This window comes from Sphingopyxis macrogoltabida (genome assembly GCF_001314325.1).
Taxonomy (GTDB): Bacteria; Pseudomonadota; Alphaproteobacteria; order Sphingomonadales; family Sphingomonadaceae; genus Sphingopyxis; species Sphingopyxis macrogoltabida.
This window is the reverse complement of record NZ_CP009429.1, coordinates 946,433-963,399: the sequence shown is the minus strand read 5'-3', so window position 1 is coordinate 963,399 and position 16,967 is coordinate 946,433. Positions and strand designations below refer to the sequence as shown.

At 66.8% G+C, this 16,967-nt stretch carries 20 protein-coding genes; 12 read left to right on the top strand and 8 right to left on the bottom strand.

Going from position 1 to position 16,967, the window contains the following annotated elements:
• Positions 1-14 precede the first annotated feature (14 nt).
• Both LH19_RS04660 and dnaN read right to left on the bottom strand, forming a co-directional pair.
• Positions 15-398, bottom strand: a complete 384-nt coding sequence (locus LH19_RS04660) for a hypothetical protein (RefSeq protein WP_145923358.1) — start codon at positions 396-398, stop codon at positions 15-17.
• Positions 399-409: 11 nt separating this feature from the next.
• Entirely contained in the window at positions 410-1,525 is a 1,116-nt protein-coding gene (gene dnaN / locus LH19_RS04655; RefSeq protein WP_054725211.1) for a DNA polymerase III subunit beta, read from the bottom strand.
• A gap of 170 nt (positions 1,526-1,695) precedes the next feature.
• Here dnaN and LH19_RS04650 point away from each other — a divergent pair, with 170 nt between their 5' ends.
• Positions 1,696-2,196: a hypothetical protein gene (locus LH19_RS04650; protein ID WP_054725208.1), complete on the top strand. Its 501-nt coding sequence runs from the start codon at positions 1,696-1,698 to the stop codon at positions 2,194-2,196.
• Positions 2,197-2,228: 32 nt separating this feature from the next.
• Here the strand turns inward: LH19_RS04650 and LH19_RS04645 are convergent, their stop codons facing one another.
• Positions 2,229-3,110 (bottom strand): LysR family transcriptional regulator, encoded by an 882-nt coding sequence (locus LH19_RS04645; RefSeq protein ID WP_054725205.1) that lies wholly within the window; start codon positions 3,108-3,110, stop codon positions 2,229-2,231.
• Positions 3,111-3,261: 151 nt separating this feature from the next.
• Here LH19_RS04645 and LH19_RS04640 point away from each other — a divergent pair, with 151 nt between their 5' ends.
• Positions 3,262-3,591, top strand: coding sequence for a UrcA family protein (locus LH19_RS04640; protein ID WP_054725203.1), 330 nt, complete (start codon positions 3,262-3,264; stop codon positions 3,589-3,591).
• Between the two features lie 113 nt (positions 3,592-3,704).
• Here the strand turns inward: LH19_RS04640 and LH19_RS04635 are convergent, their stop codons facing one another.
• A complete protein-coding gene (locus tag LH19_RS04635) occupies positions 3,705-4,097 on the bottom strand; it encodes a winged helix-turn-helix transcriptional regulator (RefSeq protein ID WP_054725200.1) in 393 nt (130 codons plus the stop codon).
• 113 nt (positions 4,098-4,210) lie between these two features.
• Here LH19_RS04635 and LH19_RS04630 point away from each other — a divergent pair, with 113 nt between their 5' ends.
• The 5 genes from LH19_RS04630 to LH19_RS04610 all read left to right on the top strand — a co-directional run bounded on the left by LH19_RS04630 (position 4,211) and on the right by LH19_RS04610 (position 8,966).
• A complete protein-coding gene (locus LH19_RS04630) occupies positions 4,211-4,954 on the top strand; it encodes an SDR family oxidoreductase (protein ID WP_054725197.1) in 744 nt (247 codons plus the stop codon).
• A 177-nt stretch (positions 4,955-5,131) separates the two neighbouring features.
• A complete protein-coding gene (locus LH19_RS04625; RefSeq protein WP_054725194.1) occupies positions 5,132-5,476 on the top strand; it encodes a hypothetical protein in 345 nt (114 codons plus the stop codon).
• 73 nt (positions 5,477-5,549) lie between these two features.
• Positions 5,550-6,800, top strand: coding sequence for a 23S rRNA (adenine(2503)-C(2))-methyltransferase RlmN (rlmN, locus tag LH19_RS04620; RefSeq protein WP_054725193.1), 1,251 nt, complete (start codon positions 5,550-5,552; stop codon positions 6,798-6,800).
• Between the two features lie 163 nt (positions 6,801-6,963).
• Positions 6,964-7,422 carry an outer membrane protein gene (locus LH19_RS04615; protein ID WP_054588624.1) on the top strand — a complete coding sequence of 153 codons (459 nt, stop codon included), beginning with the start codon at positions 6,964-6,966 and terminating at the stop codon, positions 7,420-7,422.
• A 143-nt stretch (positions 7,423-7,565) separates the two neighbouring features.
• Positions 7,566-8,966, top strand: coding sequence for a pyridoxal phosphate-dependent decarboxylase family protein (locus tag LH19_RS04610; RefSeq protein ID WP_054725192.1), 1,401 nt, complete (start codon positions 7,566-7,568; stop codon positions 8,964-8,966).
• A 4-nt stretch (positions 8,967-8,970) separates the two neighbouring features.
• Here LH19_RS04610 and LH19_RS04605 read toward each other — a convergent pair whose 3' ends face one another.
• Positions 8,971-9,456 (bottom strand): Lrp/AsnC family transcriptional regulator, encoded by a 486-nt coding sequence (locus LH19_RS04605; RefSeq protein WP_054588626.1) that lies wholly within the window; start codon positions 9,454-9,456, stop codon positions 8,971-8,973.
• Positions 9,457-9,593: 137 nt separating this feature from the next.
• Between LH19_RS04605 and LH19_RS28400 the strand changes: the two genes are divergently transcribed.
• The 3 genes from LH19_RS28400 (at position 9,594) to LH19_RS04595 (ending at position 10,879) form a co-directional block, all read left to right on the top strand.
• Positions 9,594-9,749: a hypothetical protein gene (locus LH19_RS28400; RefSeq protein ID WP_156343999.1), complete on the top strand. Its 156-nt coding sequence runs from the start codon at positions 9,594-9,596 to the stop codon at positions 9,747-9,749.
• 159 nt (positions 9,750-9,908) lie between these two features.
• Entirely contained in the window at positions 9,909-10,238 is a 330-nt protein-coding gene (locus LH19_RS04600; protein ID WP_054725191.1) for a YnfA family protein, read from the top strand.
• Positions 10,235-10,879: an MOSC domain-containing protein gene (locus tag LH19_RS04595; RefSeq protein WP_054725190.1), complete on the top strand. Its 645-nt coding sequence runs from the start codon at positions 10,235-10,237 to the stop codon at positions 10,877-10,879. Before LH19_RS04600 ends, LH19_RS04595 begins: the two co-directional genes overlap by 4 nt.
• 51 nt (positions 10,880-10,930) lie before the next feature.
• On the opposite strand, the gene LH19_RS04590 is transcribed toward LH19_RS04595, so the two are convergent.
• A complete protein-coding gene (locus LH19_RS04590) occupies positions 10,931-11,644 on the bottom strand; it encodes an arylesterase (protein WP_054725189.1) in 714 nt (237 codons plus the stop codon).
• 17 nt (positions 11,645-11,661) lie between these two features.
• On the opposite strand from LH19_RS04590, the gene LH19_RS04585 reads away from it, so the two are divergent.
• Together LH19_RS04585 and LH19_RS04580 are read left to right on the top strand one after the other, a co-directional pair.
• Positions 11,662-12,357: an ABC transporter ATP-binding protein gene (locus tag LH19_RS04585; protein WP_054725188.1), complete on the top strand. Its 696-nt coding sequence runs from the start codon at positions 11,662-11,664 to the stop codon at positions 12,355-12,357.
• Positions 12,358-12,475: 118 nt separating this feature from the next.
• Positions 12,476-14,977, top strand: a complete 2,502-nt coding sequence (locus LH19_RS04580) for an ABC transporter permease (RefSeq protein WP_054725187.1) — start codon at positions 12,476-12,478, stop codon at positions 14,975-14,977.
• On the opposite strand, the gene LH19_RS04575 is transcribed toward LH19_RS04580, so the two are convergent.
• Together LH19_RS04575 and LH19_RS04570 are read right to left on the bottom strand one after the other, a co-directional pair.
• Positions 14,974-15,675, bottom strand: a complete 702-nt coding sequence (locus tag LH19_RS04575; protein WP_054725185.1) for a sulfite exporter TauE/SafE family protein — start codon at positions 15,673-15,675, stop codon at positions 14,974-14,976. The two genes, LH19_RS04580 and LH19_RS04575, sit on opposite strands and share 4 nt — an antisense overlap.
• A gap of 108 nt (positions 15,676-15,783) precedes the next feature.
• The gene (locus LH19_RS04570; protein ID WP_054725182.1) at positions 15,784-16,941 is read right to left on the bottom strand and encodes a hypothetical protein; all 1,158 of its coding nucleotides are present in this window, start codon (positions 16,939-16,941) and stop codon (positions 15,784-15,786) included.
• Between the last annotated feature and the right edge of the window lie 26 nt (positions 16,942-16,967).

Below are 16,967 nucleotides of genomic sequence, written 5' to 3'. Positions count from 1 at the left end.
CGGAAGCCGCCCGGTCAGGGCGCCTTCATCGCTTCCTCCATCAACGTCCCCGACCGGGTCATCGCAGCCATCAACGCATCGGTACCGGCAACACAGCTTTCGAACTGGGCGGGCAGATTGCCTTGCACGTCGCGGATAATGGCGGGCGTCATGACGGTCCCGAGATCGAGCGACGGGCTTCGCGCCGCAAGCCTTCCGAGGAAATAGCTGGCGACCGAATCCATCGCCGCGCGCTGTTCCTGCGAGACCGGTTTCCCGTCGACCAGACGCTCCGGCAAGATGGTGAACACCAGAAAGCAGCGCGCGTCGCTATAGTCCGCACTGGAGGGAACCTGCGCCGTTGCCGGCCCGGCGATCGTCAGCGCCGCGGCCGCAAGGGCGGCCGCATAGCCCCGCATCTGCATCGCGGTCAGACGCGCATCGGCATCAGCACATAAAGTGCCGGGCTCTTCTCGCTCTCGCGGATCAACGTCGGCGCGTTGGCGTCGGCGAGGTGGAGTTCGACATTGTCGCCATCGACCTGTCCGAGGATGTCGCTGAGATAACGGGCGTTGAAACCGATCTCCATCGCATCGCTGTCATAGGCCGCCGCCAGTTCTTCGGCCGCGGTGCCGTTTTCGGGGCTGGTGACGCTGAGCGTGATGCGATCCTTGTCGAGCCCGACCTTGACCGCGCGGGTCTTTTCGCTGGCGATCGTCGAGACACGGTCGACGCCCTGGAACAGGCTCTTCGGATCGACCTTGAGCAGCTTGTCGTTCGCGGTCGGGATGACGCGGCTGTAATCGGGGAAAGTGCCGTCGATCAGCTTCGAGGTGAGCACGGCATTGCCGAGCTGGAAGCGGATCTTGCTCGCCGACAGGCTAATCTCGACATTGCCCTCCGCCTCGTCGAGCAGCTTGCGGATCTCGCCTACGCATTTACGCGGCACGATGACGTCGGGCATCGACGAGGCGCCGTCGGGGCGCGTCACCGTGTAACGGGCGAGACGGTGGCCGTCGGTCGCCGCGGCCTTCAGCACCGGACCCGATGCATCCTCGGCGACGTGCAGAAAGATGCCGTTGAGATAATAGCGCGTTTCCTCGGTCGAGATGGCGAAGCGCGTCTTGTCGATGATCTGGATCAGCTCGGCAACCGGCAGTTCGAAATTGGTCGGCAGGTCGCCTTCGGCGATCACCGGGAAATCGTCGCGCGGCAGCGTCGGCAGGTTGAAGTTGGACCGGCCGGCCTTGACCTGCATCTTGCCTTCGGCAGCGGCGAGGCTGACCTCGGTGCCTTCGGGCAGTTTGCGGGCGATTTCGAACAGCGTGTGCGCCGACACCGTCGTGGTGCCCGGGGTTTCGACCTTCGCCGCGATGGTTTCGACGACCTGCAGGTCGAGGTCGGTCGCCATCAGTTTGAGCTGTCCCGACGCATCGGCTTCGATGAGAACGTTCGAGAGGATGGGGATGGTATTGCGCCGTTCGACCACCGACTGGACGTGGCCGAGGCTCTTCAACAACACTGCGCGTTCGATCGTCGCTTTCATTCTAACTCCGCCATCCCTTGTTTCGCGGGAGATTTCCCGAGGGGACAAGCATCGGAGGCGATTCGCAGCCCCGATTCCCGGCCCCTGAAAATGTCCACCTTCCTTAACGCACGCGCGGCGCGAGGCAAGCCATGCTTGCAAAGCATCCACTTTCGCGCAAACGAGGGCCGATGCGGCGCGCGCTCCTCCTCCTTGCCCCCCTGCTTTTCGGCATCGCAGCGGCGGTCCCCGCGGCCGCCCGCACCGCGCTCGGCATATTCGACGGCTGGGGCGCCTTCCGCGATCCCGCGGCGCCGCGATGCTATGCGATCGCCGCCCCCGCCGCGACGATCGGCACACCGCAGGTCAAGGCCTATGCCAGCGTCGGTTACTGGCCGAAATCGCGCATTCGCGGACAATTCTATGTCCGCCTGTCGAAAGCCCGCAATCCTCAGCGCGAATTGCGGCTGACGGTCGGCAACCGCCGTTTCATCCTCACCGGCAACGGCGCGCACGGCTGGGCGAGCGACGCAAGGATGGACGCCGCGATCATCGCCGCGATGCGGTCGGCGCCGAGCATGAGCGTCGAAAGCGGCACGCCGAACGGGCGCGCGATCGCCGACACCTATCGCCTGCGCGGCGCGGCGACCGCGATCGACGCGGCGGCCTTGGGATGTGCAAGGCTGCGTTGAGGCCATAGTGCCGGACGCGGTAGGGTCAGCACCTACCCCCGCCCCAGTTTCGTCAGCGCCGCAGCGAGGAAATCGAGCACCATCCGCACGCGCGGAACATGGCGGAGCCGTTCGTGGGTCAGCAACCAGAGACCGGTCGTGTCCTCTGCCTTGGGCGGGAGGCAGCGGATGAGGTCGGGTTCGCGGTCGGCGAGGAAGGCGGGCAGGATGGTCAGCCCCATTCCCGAGCGGACCCCGGCAAGCAGCCCCGAAGCACTGTCATATTGCATCACCACCGATGCCTCGAGCCCATATTGCCGCAGCCAGGCCTGATAGGGTTCCCAGACCCCGCCGCCACCGCCGATGAACGGGTGGGCGGCGAGTTCGGCGCGGGTGTGCGGAATGCCGTGGCGGTCGGCATAGTCGCGGCTGCAATAGAGCGTCCACGGATTGTCGGCGATCCGTCGTCCGACAAGCCCGGCGCCGGCGGGCTGCTTGCTGCTGCGGATCGCGATGTCCGCGGCGCCGGCGGCAAGATCGCGCGGCTCGTCCGCCGTGTCGAGATGGATGTGGATTTCGGGATGCGCGGCTCGCAGGTCGCGCAGAATCGGCGGCAGCACGGTTACCGCGAAAATCTCCATCGTCGTCACGCTGACCGTTCCGCCCGCATCGCGCGAACGCGCGCCCGCCGCTTCGCTGAAGCGGTCGGCGGCTTCCCTGACGGCCAGCGCGCTCGCCAGCATCGCCTCGCCCACCGGGGTCAGCGCATAGCCCGCCTGACGCCGCTCGAACAGGCTCAGCCCCGTCGCTTCCTCGAGCGCGGCGATGCGCCGGGCGACGGTGGTCTGGCTGACGCGCAGCGCTTGGGCGGCAGACAGCGTGCTGCCCGTTTCCGCGACCGCGAGAAATGCCTTGAGATCGTTCCAGTCGTACATGGCGTCTTGTGCGCCATAATCGCCCTCGCCTCATTCTGCAATTTTGCAGAATGGTCGCGCAACATCGTTGCTCCTATCGCCGCCGCCTGGCGATTATTTGTCGTCTACCGGCTTCCTCCCCTCCCCTTCAGCCGGCCGATGGAGACATGAGATGAAAAAGCTTCTGATCCTCGCCACGCTGGCCGCCGCATCGCTTGGCCAGCCCGCCTTCGCCCGGCCCGCGCCCGCAAACCCGACGGTGGTCGTTCAGCATAGCGACCTCGACCTGCGGACCGAGGCCGGCGCCCGCACGCTGCAGCACCGCATCCGGCACGCCGCCGCGACCGTCTGCGGCACCGCGTCCGATTTCGATATCGAAGGCAAGAACGACGTGCGGCAGTGCCGCAAGGATACGCGGGTGCTGGCCTCGGCACAGGCCGAACTGGTCATCGCGGGCGCGGCGCGCGACCGGGCGATTCAGGTCAGTTCGATCCAGAAATGACGGCGCGCCCCGCTGCGGGGCTTGCCAGAACCGGGGCCGCGATCAGGGCACGACGCGGCCCCGTCTTTTTAAGGTATGGCGTCTTCGGAGCGGTGAGCTGCCGTTGCCCCGCCCTACCCTCGCGCGTCGAATGCCATCCGCGCCCGTGCGACCTTCTCCAGATTCGCCTCGGCCCAGACCCAGACGCCGCAAAAGGCCTCGCCGAGGCTATGTCCAAGCTCGGTCAGGCAATATTCGACCTTGGGCGGCACGACCGGGTAGACAGTCCGCACGACCAGCCCGTCGCGTTCCATTTGCCGGAGCGTCTGGGTCAGCATCTTCTGGCTGATGCCCGGCACGCGCCGCGCCAGCTCTGTGAAGCGGCAGACGCCGTGATCCTCCAGTTCTTCGAGCACGAGCAAGGTCCATTTGTCGGCGACCCGGCCGATCAGCTCGTTGACCAGCGTCTCCACCCGCGGATCGACCGGCGCATTTGGATCATAGGATATTTTTTCGGCGGTCGGCATGGCGGAAAATCCAAATCTTTCTTTTGAGTAACTATAGTACTTTCGGGTACCTTCTTTCTTCTGGAGAGTATAACGCTATCTGGTGCGCATCAACCATCCCGAAAGGAAAAGCGATGAAGACCACGGGCAACACCATTCTCGTCACCGGCGGCGGTTCGGGCATCGGGCTCGCGCTGGCGCAGCGCTGGCATGATGCCGGTAACAGCGTCATCGTCACCGGACGCAACGCCGCAAAGCTGGAAGCGGCGATCGCCGGGCGCACGGACATGCACGCTATGGCGCTCGACATGACCGATCCGACGGCCATCGCGGCCTTCGCCGCCGAGATCGTCGCAAAATTCCCGGCGCTCAATGTGCTCGTCAACAATGCCGGGGTGATGATGTACGAAGCGGCGGGCGCGAAACGCGACCTCGCCGATGCCGAGACGACGGTGGTCACCAATCTGCTCGGCCCGATCCGGCTGATCGATGCGCTCATCAACCATCTGGCGGTGCAGGACGATGCGGCAATCGTCAACGTCACCTCGGGCCTTGCCTTTGTGCCGCTGCCCAAGGCGCCGACCTATTCAGCGACCAAGGCGGCGATGCACAGCTATTCGGTCGCGCTGCGCGCCCAGCTCGAAGGCAAGGTCGAGGTGATCGAACTGGCGCCGCCCGCGGTGCGCACCGACCTGACCCCCGGGCAGGCGACGCGCGAGGCCTATATGCCGCTCGATGCCTTCGCCGACGAGGTGATGGCGCTGTTCGCACAGCAGCCGACGCCGGCCGAAATCCTCGTCCAGAATGTCCTGCCGCTGCGCAATGCCGAAGCGAACGGCAATGTGCCGCAAGTGCTCGCCATGCTGAAAACGCTATAGGCCGCGCGGCCACCGGACCCGGCAACGTTGCATCCCTCCTGCCCGCCAAATCCGACATAATATTACATCGGCCCTTGCCCATACGCGCCCGTCGGCGCATGATCGGATTCGGACGATCTATCGGGTGCCCACAGAGGCGCGTCGTCCGACATTTGGTGGGAGAGGAGACTTGCCGGCATGAATGCCATTACCCAGTGCGATGCGGCGGCGCGCGAACGGCACCGGACGCTCGATTTTATCGGCTTGCGCGCGCATGCGACGACGGTCGGGCTGATTCAGCTCTGCGAGGAATTGCTGAACGCCGGCATATTGACCCCCGACGGGCTCGAACGGATCAAGGGCGCGATCCGTTCGGAACTGACCGTCTGCAATGCCCGGGTCGGCAACCGGACGACGTTCGACGACACGTTGCGGCGGCGGCTCGACGCGATCTTTCCGCAGGTCGACGGTGCGCCGCCCAAGGAGCCCGTCGGGCCGCTCGACCAGTTCGAGGATTCGCTCATCGGCTATAACGGCGCCTGACCGGCGCATCATGGCGGGCCGCAGCGGCGCCTGATTGCGCTCGCGGCCCATCGCGACTATATCGCGCGCCATCATGCAGATTCCCGGCCATATCGACCCCGTCACGACGGGCACCGTCCCGCTGCGCGGCGGCAACCGCATCGACCTCGTCGGGCTGACCCGCGACGCGATCGGCGGAGTGCTGGTCGAGGCGGGTCTCGACGCCAAGGCGGCGAAGCTGCGCGCCAAGCAGATCTGGCACTGGATCTATCACCGCGGCGTCACCGATTTCGAGGCGATGACCGACATCGCCAAGACGATGCGCCCGTGGCTGACTGACCGGTTCATCATCGGCCGGCCGACGGTGCGCGAGGCGCAGGTGTCGAACGACGGCACGCGCAAATGGCTGCTCGCCGCCGCCGACGGCCAAGAATATGAAATGGTCTTCATCCCCGACGCCGATCGGGGAACCCTGTGCGTATCGAGCCAGGTCGGCTGCACGCTCAACTGCCGTTTCTGTCACACGGGAACGATGCGCCTCGTCCGCAACCTCGGCGCGGGCGAGATCGTCGGGCAGGTGCTGCTGGCGCGCGACGCGCTCGGCGAATGGCCGAAAGGGACGATGGCGGGCTTTGGCGCCGACCCCGAGGACGACGATGCCAACGACGATGCCGCCGGCCACTATACCGCCGACGGCCGCATGCTCACCAACATCGTGATGATGGGCATGGGCGAGCCGCTCTATAATTTCGACGAGGTCAAGGGCGCGCTCAAGATCGTCATGGACGGCGACGGGCTCGCGCTGTCGAAGCGCCGCATCACTTTGTCGACGAGCGGTGTCGTCCCGATGATGGCGCGCGCCGGCGACGAGATCGGCGTCAACCTCGCGGTGTCGCTCCACGCGGTGAACAAGGACGTGCGCGACGAGATCGTGCCGCTGAACCGCAAATATGGCATCGAGGAACTGCTGCAGGCATGCGCCGATTATCCCGGCGCGAACAATGCGCGGCGCATCACCTTCGAATATGTCATGCTGAAGGACAAGAACGACAGCGACGACGACGCGCGCGAGCTCGTCCGGCTGATCAAGCAGTATAAGCTGCCCGCGAAGGTGAACCTGATCCCGTTCAATCCCTGGCCGGGGGCGCCCTATGAATGCTCGACGCCTGAACGGGTCAAGGCGTTCAGCAACCTCATCTTCAAGGCGGGGATTTCGGCGCCGGTGCGCACCCCGCGCGGACGCGACATCATGGCCGCGTGCGGCCAGCTCAAGAGCGCCGCGACCAAGCCGACCCGTGCCGAACTCGACCGGATTGCCGAGGAAAAACAGGCTGCGCTCGGCTAAGCCTTACCCCCAATCTTTCTGTACCGTGTTGTAAAAATAACACAGGTAAGAAAATTGTCATATTCTGAATGAGCTGTTCATTGACGAGACAGCCGCCAGCGCCATTTAGGGCGCGGGCCGCGAGCCAAAAGGCGCGGTCCAGTCCAGAGTAAAGGAAAACAAAATGAAGAAATTCGCAGTTGCAGCCGCTCTCCTCTCGGCCGCCGTCTCCGTTCCCGCCATGGCCGCCGAAGGCGGCGAAGCTCGCGTCGAAGTGCGCGGCGGTTATGTGACCGGCAGCGGCCTCGACGACGCCACGCTCGGCGTTGCCGCCGGTTATGACTTCGACCTCGGTTCGACCGCTTTCGCCGGTGCGGAAGTCGCTGGCGACAAGGTGCTGAAGGACGGCTTCGACGTCCAGTTCTCGGCTGGCGGCCGTCTGGGCGCCAAGCTTGGTGACGCCGGCAAGCTCTATGCCACCGGCGGTTACACCTTCAGCGACATCGACGATCCGTACATCGGCGCCGGTTACCAGCACAAGTTCGGCACCAACCTGTACGGCAAGGTCGAATATCGCCACCAGTTCATCGGCAACTTCAGCGACTTCGACAGCTTTGCCGCGGGCATCGGCTTCGCGTTCTGATCTTTCGGAACAGCGATACGAAACGGAAGGGGCGGCCTGCGGGCCGCCCCTTTTTTTGCGCCTGCTTCATTTCGGGGTGGCGCGAAAGCCCGATATCGCGGTAACAGACACTTGTGTATGGATGCGATACAGGGTTTTCGAGGATGAACGACGATATTTGGGGCGCCGCGCGCGAAGCGCTGGACCGGATCGCGGCCGATCGCACGCGGCGCGAAACGATCGTGTCGATCGCCTCGCCCGACGAGGCTGCCGCCTTCCGCGCGCTGGCAGCGCCGGGGGCCGGACGGGCAGTTGCCGAAGTGGTGGGCGACGCCGAACGGATCTTCGCGCACCGCGTTCGCATGGACCATCCGCGCTTCTACGGCTTTATCCCCTCACCCGCTTCGCCGCTGTCGCTGGTCGGCGAACTCCTTGCCAGCGGTTACAATGCCCATGCCGGAAGCTGGATGCAGAGCTCGGGGCCTGCCGCCATCGAACAGGGCCTGATCGCCTGGCTGGCCGAACGCGCCGGGTTGCCGGAAAGCGCGGGCGGACTGTTCGTTTCGGGCGGATCGATGGCGAACCTCACCGGGTTGATGCTGGCGCGCGATCGCATGCTGCCGCCGGAAGAGCGCCATCGCGGCGTCGCCTATGTCTCGACGCAGACGCATTCGTCGGTGGCGAAGGGGCTGGGCGTGCTGGGTTTCCTGCCAGAGCAAATCCGCAAGGTGGCGGTCGATGCCGAGCGGCGGCTCGACATCGCGGCGCTTGGCGAGGCCATCGCGGCGGATCGCGCGGCCGGCCGGCTGCCGTTCGCGGTGGTCGCAAGCTGCGGCACGACGAACACCGGCAGCATCGACGATCTGCACGCCATCGCCGACCTCGCGGCGCGCGAGCGGCTGTGGCTGCATGTCGACGGCGCTTATGGTGCATCGGTGGCCTTGTCGGGGCGTCACCGGGCGCTGGTCGACGGGCTCGGCCGCGCCGACAGCCTGTCGTGGGATGCGCACAAATGGCTGTTCCAGACCTATGGCTGCGGCATGGTACTGGTCCGCGAACGACGGCACCTGCTCGAAAGCTTCGCCACCAGCGCCGAATATCTGCAGGATGCGGCGGCGGGCGACGAGACGCCGAACTTCTGGGACTATGGCGTCGAACTGACCCGCCCGGCACGCGCGATGAAGCTGTGGTTCACGCTGCAGGTCATGGGCGAGCGTGCGATCGGCGATGCGATCGACCATGGTTTCATGCTGGCGGAGACGCTGGAAGCGGCGTTGGGGGAGCGCCCGCACTGGCGGATCGTTTCGCCCGCCCGGCTCGGCATCGTCACCTTCCGGTACGAGCCGCCGGGACATGATGGCAGCGAACTCGACACGCTCAACACGGCGATCGCGCGGCGCATGATCGACGACAATGTCGCGGCGCCGCTGACGACGCGGCTCGACGATGCCGTCGTCCTCCGCGCCTGCACGATCAGTCCGGACGCGACCGCCGACGACATCCGGGCGATGGTCGCCGAACTGGATACGCGCGCGCAGGCGATCGCAGCAGCAATCCGGGCCTGAATCCTCAGCGGTCGCGCAGCGGGCGGCGGGCGACGTCGTTTTCGATGATGTTGCGGATCGTGATGAGCGTCGTGAACGAATGGACGCCCTTGTCCTCGCCGAGCGCGCGGCGGGTGAAGGCGTCATATTCCTCCATCGCCCCGACCTGGACCCGGAGGAGGAAATCATCGTCGCCGGTGACATCCCACGCGCCCGTCACTTCGGGATGATGGACGATCTCGCGCGCGAAGCCGTCCATCGTTTGCGGCCCCGCCTGCTGCATCTGGACAAGCACATGCATGGTCAGCGCCGACCCGGTCAGCGCCGGGTTGACCACCGCGATGTCGGCAACGATCACCTTTTCCTCGCGCAGGCGCCGGAGCCGGCGAAGCACCGCCGAAACCGACAGGCCGACCTTGTCGGCAAGAATGCGGGCAGGCTGGAGATTGTCGCGCCGCACCTCTTCCAGCAAACGCCGGTCGAATCGGTCGAGATCGATCATTTTTCGCATGATTTCGCATTTAGCGCTAAATTTGGTCGCCCGCACGATGAATATTGGCGCCAATAGCCGTTCCGGGCGGCGTAAAAGGACCGCGTCCGGGCTGCCTCTCTCCCTCCCCTGCAGCCCCGGACGGCAGGAGAAAAAACATGAACCATCATCACGAAAGCAATTGGCTTGGCCGGGCCTGGACCGCCTTTACCGAAGCATCCGCCGCCGCGGTGGCGATCCAGTACGCCGCACCGTGGAAGCGCAGCGCGGCCGCACCGCGCCGCACGCGCGAACAGGGCGGCTGCGCCGTCTGAGTGCCGCGAAGCTTTCCGACCGAAAAGGGCGGCAGCCATCGGCGCCGCCCTTTTTTTGTCGCGCCGCTCACGAAACGAGACCGCCGCTTTTGTTTATCCCGGTCGGTTGCGTCACATAATCCGCTTTTCTTTCCGCCCCGCCGCCGCCACGGTGCCCGCATGACCGCATTGGCCTATATCGGAGCGGCGCTTGCCGAAATCGCCGGTTGCTTCGCCTTCTGGGCGTGGCTGCGGCTCGACAAATCGATGTGGTGGATCGTACCGGGCATGGCCTCGCTCGCGCTGTTCGCGTGGCTGTTGACGCTCGTCGATTCCGATCATGCGGGGCGCACCTATGCCGCCTATGGCGGCGTCTATATCGTCTCCGCGCTTCTGTGGCTGTGGGCGGTCGAAGGCGCGAAGCCTGATCGGTGGGACCTGATCGGTGCCGTCATCTGCCTCGGCGGCGCGGCGATCATCCTGTTCGGGCCGCGGGGTGCCGCGGCATGAGCTATGCGATCGATGCGGTGCTGACCGGCAAGGCGCGCGCCTTTCGCGGCGAGGAAGCGAGCGCGATCGCCAAGGCCCCGGTCGACGGCGTCCTGCATGTCGGCTTTCTCGGGATCGACGGCGACGAACAGGCCGACCTGACGGTGCATGGCGGGGTCGACAAGGCGATCCACCATTATCCGCGCGATCATTATGGCTGGTGGTCGGGCGAACTTGGCGACCATGTCCTGCTCGCCGCGCCGGGCGCCTTCGGCGAGAATATTTCGACCGCGGGCCTGATCGAAAGCGAGGCGTGTATCGGCGACCGCTACCGGTTGGGCAGCGCGCTGGTCGAGATCAGCCAAGGCCGGCAACCATGCTGGAAGCTGGGCCATCGTTTCGGCGTGGCCACGGTGCCGGCGACCGTGGTCACGACACGGCGGAGCGGCTGGTATTACCGGGTGATCGAAGAAGGCGCCGTCGCGGCGGGCGACGCGCTGGCACTGGTCGAGCGGCCGCTGCCCGGATGGAGCGTCGAGCGGGTGTTCGCGCTGCTAATCGGCGGCGCGGGGAAGCGCGAGCCCGAGGCGCTCCGTCTGCTGGCCGCGATGGAGGTGCTGGCGACCACCTGGCGCGGGCGGGCGGAGAAACTGCTCGGTTGACCGCCAGCGCAAGCGAGACGACGCAGGTTAACGCCCCCGCGGGAACGCCAGTTATTTCGCGTCGGGCAGCGCGTCCTCGACCAGCGGCGCAAGGCCGTCGACGACGACCGTCACGCCCTTTGCGTTCGGATGGATATTGTCGCCGAGCATCAACTCCTTCTTGCCCACGACATTGTCGAGAATGAAGGGGTAGAAGCTCGCGTCATATTTGGCCGCCAGTTCGGGATAGATGGGATTGAACTTCGCGGCATAATCGCTGCCGAGATTGGGCGCGGCCACCATGCCGGTGAGCAGGACGGGAATCTCGCGCTTCTTCAGTTCGGCAAGCATCGCGTCGAGATTGGCGCGCGTCTGGTCGGGACCGATACCGCGCAGCATGTCGTTGCCGCCGAGCCCGAGAAGGACGAGCGCAGGCTTCGTCTTTGCATTGTCGAGGACATAGCTCAGCCGCTGCCGCCCGGCGGCGGTCGTGTCGCCCGAAACCCCGGCGCTTTGGACGCGTGCGACGACACCGTCGGCGTCCAGCGCCGCCTGCAATTGCGGCGCCAGCCCTTCCCTGGGGCCGAGCTGATAACCCGCATAGAGGCTGTCACCGAAGGCGATGACCAGCGGCGCGTCGGCGGGGATTGCGGGCGCCGCGTTCGCCGCGGCCGCTTCGTTCGTCGACGCCGCCGGCTTTTCAGCGGGTCCGCAGGCGGCGAGTGGTTGGCAAAGCAAAATCGCGCAACCATATAGAGCGTAAGAGCGCCATCCGGCCGTTCGCATTTCCAAAGGGTCCTTCCTTGCCCGACACCCGACCTTCGCCTGAGCTGGCGATCGCCGCCCATAATGTGACGCTGACTTTGGGGAGCGACAAGGCCCCTGTCGAAATTTTGCGCGGGGTCGACCTGGAGGTCGCGGCGGGCACATCGGTGGCGCTGCTCGGACCTTCGGGATCGGGCAAAAGCTCGCTGATGGCGGTGCTCGCCGGGCTCGAACGGGCCGGCGGCGGGACGGTCAGGGTCGCAGGGCTCGATTTCGCGGCGATGGACGAGGACGATCTGGCGCGCGCACGGCGCGGACGGATCGGCATCGTGCTGCAGGCCTTTCACCTGCTGCCGACGATGACCGCGCTCGAAAATGTCGCGGTGCCGCTCGAACTTGCGGGCATCGACGATCCGTTCGGACGCGCCGCCGCCGAACTCGAAGCCGTCGGGCTCGGCCACCGGCTGACGCATTATCCCGCCCAGCTTTCGGGCGGCGAGCAACAGCGCGTCGCGATTGCGCGCGCGATGGCGAGTTCGCCCGCGATCATCTTTGCCGACGAACCGACGGGCAATCTCGACACCGCGACGGGGCAGTCGATCATCGACCTGATCTTCGCACGGCGGGCCGCGCTCGGCGCGACGCTGCTGATCATCACCCATGATCCTGAGCTTGCCGAACATTGCGACCGTGTCGTCGTGATGCACGACGGGCGGATCGAGGAACGGGCGTGAGGCCGCCCTCCCGTCCCGTTCGTGTCGAGCGAAGTCGAGACACCCCGAACGAGAGCGCCATACCGATGGGCATCTCGACTTCGCTCGATGCGAGCGGAAACTGGGAGCGCCGGTTCTGATGCTCTCCCTCGCCGCCCTCTGGCGCATCGCGCGGCGCGACCTTGCGACGCGCATCCGCGGGCTGCGCCTGCTCGCCGTCTGCCTGTTCCTCGGCGTCGCGACGCTCGCGGCGATCGGCAGCCTGACGCGCGGCATCACCTCCGAACTCGAGGTGCGCGGCCAGACGATCCTTGGCGGCGACGTCGAATTCAGCCTGCCGCAGCGGCAGGCCACCGCAGCCGAGATGGCGGCCTTCCGCCGCACCGGCGCTGCTTCGGCGACGGTACGGCTGCGCGCGATGGCGAACGATCCCGACGGCGACGCGCTGCTGTCCGAACTGAAGGCGGTCGACGGCACCTATCCGCTTTACGGCACGATGCGCCTCGACAGCGGCGCGCGGCGCGGCCCGCCGCCGCCGGGCGGCATCTGGATCGGCAAAGACCTTTCGTCGCGCCTCGACCTCAAGGTCGGCGACCGGGTAAAGTTCGGCGAAAAACCGTTCCTGATCGACGGCGTGATCGCTGAGGAACCCGACCGGCTCGGCGAAGGCTTCACGCTCGGCCCGGTGGCGATCATCGGGCTGGCCGACCTGCCGGCGACCCAGCTCATCCAGCCCGGCAGCCTCTACGAAAGCAAATATCGCGTCCGCCTGGCCGGCGATGCCAATCCCGAAGCGGTCGGCAAGGCGCTTACCGCCGAATTTCCCGATGCGGGCTGGGACGTCACCGATCGCAGCAACGGCGCGCCGGGGACGCGGCGCTTCATCGAACGGATGGGGCAGTTCCTGTCGCTCGTCGGGCTCGCCGCGCTGGTCATCGCCGGGATCGGCGTCGGCAATGGCGTCGCAAGCTATCTCGCGGGCAAACGGCCGGGGCTCGCGACCCTGAAGGTGCTCGGCGCCGACAGCGGCACGGTCGCGCGCATCTATGGCCTGCAGATTCTTGCCGTTGCGGCGATATCGATCGTCCTCGGACTGGCGGTCGGCGCGCTGATGCCGTCGGCAATCGGCTGGATCGCGGGCGATGTCCTGCCGGTGCGTCCGGGCTTTGCGCTCTATCCGCTGCCGCTGGCGGTCAGCGCTGCCTATGGCCTGCTGATCGCCGTTGCCTTTGCGCTGCCGCCGCTGTCGGCGACGCGCCATGTGCCCGCCGCGGGACTATACCGCGCGACGGTCGACAGTGCCGGACGGATCGACCGGCGGACTTTGGTGGCGGTGGCTGCGGCCTTTGCCGCGATCGTTGGGTTGGCGGTGGCGACAGCGCGCGAGCCGCTGTTCGCCTTGGGCTTCATCGGCGCCGCGGTCGGCCTGCTCATCGTCCTTGTCGGGCTCGGCTGGCTCGTCCGCCGCACCGCGAGCCGGGTGCCGCGCCCGCGCCGCCCCCTGCTCCGCCTCGCGCTTGCCAATCTGCATCGCCCCGGCGCCGCGACGGGCGCCCTCGTCGTCGCGCTCGGTCTCGGGCTCACCCTGTTCGTGACGCTCGCCGCGATCCAGACGAGCATTACCGCCGAAATCGCGCGCACGGTGCCGCAGCGGGCACCGAGCTTCTTCGTGCTCGATGTGCCGCGTGACGGGGTGCAGCGCTTCCGCGCGCTGGTGACCGGCGCCGATGCCGGCGCACAGATCAACATGATCCCGGCGCTGCGCGGCAGTGTCACCGAATTTCGCGGCCAGCGCGTCGACGAACTCGCCGAGCTGCCCGAAGGCGCGTGGGTGCTGCGCGGCGACCGCGGGCTGACCTATAGCCCGGCGCTGCCCAACGGCAGCGAACTGGTCGGCGGGACATGGTGGCCCAAGGATTACAAGGGCCCGCCGCTGGTCAGCGTTGAGCAGGAGGTCGCGACCTCACTTGGCCTCAAGCTCGGCGACACGCTGTCGGTCAATGTGCTGGGGGTCGAGGTGCAGGCCAAGGTCGCCTCCTTCCGCACCGTCGAATGGGACAATTTCGGGCTGAACTATGTGCTCGTCTTCTCGCCCGGCACGTTCGACGCAGCGCCGCACAATATGGTCGCGACCGTCGCGGTCGGCCCGAAAGCGGAAACCGACCTCGCGCGCAGCATCCCGCGCGCCTTCCCTTCGGCCTCGCTGATCCAGGTGCGCGATGTCGTGTCGCAGGTCACGACTTTGCTCACCCAGATGAGCCAGGCGATTGCCGCGGCGGCGAGCATCGCGATCCTCGCCGGCATTGCGGTGCTGATCGGCGCGATCGCCGCGAGCCGCGAGCGGCGCGTCTATGACAGCGTCATCCTGAAGCTGCTCGGCGCGACGCGCGGGCAGATATTGGGGGCGCAGGGCCTCGAATATGCGGTGCTCGCGTCGATCCTCGCGCTGCTCGCGCTCGGGCTCGGGCTCGCAGGGGCGTGGTATGTCGTGACGCAGCTGTTCGACTTCAGCTTCGCGCCCGACCCGCTGATCGTCGGCGCGACGCTGATCGGCGGCGCCGGCCTGTCGTTCCTGATCGGGATTGCGGGAAGCTGGCCGCTGCTCTCGGCCAAGCCCGCGCAGGCGCTGCGCAGCCTCTAGTTCAGCAGGCGCACCACTGCCGACACCGCGGCGATGCCGAGGACGACGGCGACCATCGCCTGCCAGACATGCGGCGGCACGCGGCCGAAATGGCGCGCGCCCACCCGGTTGCCCAGCCACATCGGCAGGAAGAGCAGCAGCGACAGCGCGAACAGCCGCCAGGTCGCGATCCCGACCCACAGTGCGGCGAGCGTGCCGGCGATGGCGGTCATGAAGAAGATCATCAGCATCGATGCGCGTGCGACCTTCGGGTCGACGCGGCGGCGGAGATAGAAGGGCACGACCGGCGGCCCCGGCATCGCGGCAAAGCCGGTGAGGATACCCGACGCGATCCCGGTCCCCGCAACCGCCACGCGGCCCGGCTGGTGGCCTTCGGGCTTTTTCGGCAGCAGCACTGCGACGAAGGCGGCGACCGCCGCCGCGGTAATCAGCAGCCGCGCGATATCGGCGGGCGTCATGTCGAGCACGAACATGCCGACCGGCGTCGTCGCCATCGCGGCCAGCCCGATCGGCACGGCGGTCGAACGGTCGGCGTCGGCGACGATATGCCCGATCCCCACCGGCCCGATCAGCAATTGCAGCAATATGCCCATCACCACCGCCTCGCCCGGCGGGATGATCAGGCCGAGCAGCGGCACAAGAATGATCGCCATGCCGAAGCCGGTAAGCCCGCGGACATAAGCCGCACCAAAGGTCATCGCCGCGGCACCCGCAATCGTCAGCGGCGGTAGCCCGATCAGGTTTTGCAGAGCATTCGCGCCGATTTTTCGTCCCCGCCAGTTACAGCGGGTGGCCGTAGCCGAGCGTCAGGGCGCGATCAATGGCCAGAGGCGATCGGCGGGCCGTTCGAGGACGCGCGCCGCAATCGCGTGCAGGCGCGCCGGTGCCAGCCGGCCGCTGTCGACCGCCCGCGCGAGCCAGTTTTCGATCGAACCCCCGGTCTCGATCCATTTGTCATCGCGCAGCATGCCGTAAAAGGCGCCCGCGAGCACATGGATGCCGTCGTCCGATTGCCGCCAGCGATCGGCCGGATTGCGCCCGACGCCCAGCGCCTCGCCGATAAGCTGGTCGAGTGCCTGCGCCAGATCCTCGTTGAGCAGACCGTCGAGCGTGGTGTAGCCCCATTTCGGATCATGCTCGCGCACGATGTGCATGACGAGTTCATCCTTTTCGAGCAGCGCGAGCGCGGCTTTGGCGGCCGCGCCATCCATCGGCACCGGCGGGTGGAGCATCTCGTGCGCCGCGTTGCGGACGGTGATCGCGGTGTTCCAGTCGGCCGCCTGCAGGAAGGTCTGGCCCTGCACCTTGATGCCGTGCGGTTTGCAGAATTGCAGCAGCACGACCTCGATCTGCGGGTCGAAACTGCGGCCGGTCAGCTTTTCGTGCAGGCTGATCACGTCATAGGCGGCGAGATCGCGGCCGAGTTCGGCGATACGCGCGTCGAGGCCGGCGGTGCGTTCGGCCCGGAAAGCCGCGAAACCCGCGTCCGCCATCGCCTCGAACACTGCCTTCAGCCGGGGGGCGGCCGACAGGAACCAGCGCCAATCCTTCTCATCCCAATTGTTGCTGGCACGATAGGCCGGCAGAAGCAGCGTTTCGGGGTCGGCCGATGCCGCGATCAGCGACGCGAGACTGCTGTCGTCGCCGCCCGAATAGAGCACCGACAGCACCGGTCCCATGAGGCCGAAGTCGGCCGTCTCCGCCTCCTGCCACAGCGCCGCGATATCGGCGCGGACCGCCGCAGGAAGGCGCGGCGCAAAAGCATCGGCGTCGGCCTGATAATAGCGCAGATACAATTCGCCTCCGGCGAGCGGGCCAAGAAAGGCGAGCGCATCGAAGCCTTCCGAGGCGCGGACCTTCCAGCGCGTCCGCGAGGGCGGGCGCTGGGCATTGGCGCGAATGGGAGCAAGAGCGGGGGCGGCGAGGCCGGCAAGCGCGGCGGCGAGGAAGAGGCGGCGATCCATACCCCCACCTAGCCCGAAGGCAGCGG

Excerpts from the sequence above, each read along its gene's own strand:
- LH19_RS04660 (WP_145923358.1), bottom strand. The coding sequence starts at position 398 with ATGCGGGGCTATGCGGCCGCCCTTGCGGCCGCGGCGCTGACGATCGCC.
- dnaN (WP_054725211.1), bottom strand. The coding sequence starts at position 1,525 with ATGAAAGCGACGATCGAACGCGCAGTGTTGTTGAAGAGCCTCGGCCAC.
- LH19_RS04650 (WP_054725208.1), top strand. The coding sequence starts at position 1,696 with ATGCGGCGCGCGCTCCTCCTCCTTGCCCCCCTGCTTTTCGGCATCGCA.
- LH19_RS04645 (WP_054725205.1), bottom strand. The coding sequence starts at position 3,110 with ATGTACGACTGGAACGATCTCAAGGCATTTCTCGCGGTCGCGGAAACG.
- LH19_RS04640 (WP_054725203.1), top strand. The coding sequence starts at position 3,262 with ATGAAAAAGCTTCTGATCCTCGCCACGCTGGCCGCCGCATCGCTTGGC.
- LH19_RS04635 (WP_054725200.1), bottom strand. The coding sequence starts at position 4,097 with ATGCCGACCGCCGAAAAAATATCCTATGATCCAAATGCGCCGGTCGAT.
- LH19_RS04630 (WP_054725197.1), top strand. The coding sequence starts at position 4,211 with ATGAAGACCACGGGCAACACCATTCTCGTCACCGGCGGCGGTTCGGGC.
- LH19_RS04625 (WP_054725194.1), top strand. The coding sequence starts at position 5,132 with ATGAATGCCATTACCCAGTGCGATGCGGCGGCGCGCGAACGGCACCGG.
- rlmN (WP_054725193.1), top strand. The coding sequence starts at position 5,550 with ATGCAGATTCCCGGCCATATCGACCCCGTCACGACGGGCACCGTCCCG.
- LH19_RS04615 (WP_054588624.1), top strand. The coding sequence starts at position 6,964 with ATGAAGAAATTCGCAGTTGCAGCCGCTCTCCTCTCGGCCGCCGTCTCC.
- LH19_RS04610 (WP_054725192.1), top strand. The coding sequence starts at position 7,566 with ATGAACGACGATATTTGGGGCGCCGCGCGCGAAGCGCTGGACCGGATC.
- LH19_RS04605 (WP_054588626.1), bottom strand. The coding sequence starts at position 9,456 with ATGCGAAAAATGATCGATCTCGACCGATTCGACCGGCGTTTGCTGGAA.
- LH19_RS28400 (WP_156343999.1), top strand. The coding sequence starts at position 9,594 with ATGAACCATCATCACGAAAGCAATTGGCTTGGCCGGGCCTGGACCGCC.
- LH19_RS04600 (WP_054725191.1), top strand. The coding sequence starts at position 9,909 with ATGACCGCATTGGCCTATATCGGAGCGGCGCTTGCCGAAATCGCCGGT.
- LH19_RS04595 (WP_054725190.1), top strand. The coding sequence starts at position 10,235 with ATGAGCTATGCGATCGATGCGGTGCTGACCGGCAAGGCGCGCGCCTTT.
- LH19_RS04590 (WP_054725189.1), bottom strand. The coding sequence starts at position 11,644 with ATGCGAACGGCCGGATGGCGCTCTTACGCTCTATATGGTTGCGCGATT.
- LH19_RS04580 (WP_054725187.1), top strand. The coding sequence starts at position 12,476 with ATGCTCTCCCTCGCCGCCCTCTGGCGCATCGCGCGGCGCGACCTTGCG.
- LH19_RS04575 (WP_054725185.1), bottom strand. The coding sequence starts at position 15,675 with ATGACCTTTGGTGCGGCTTATGTCCGCGGGCTTACCGGCTTCGGCATG.
- LH19_RS04570 (WP_054725182.1), bottom strand. The coding sequence starts at position 16,941 with ATGGATCGCCGCCTCTTCCTCGCCGCCGCGCTTGCCGGCCTCGCCGCC.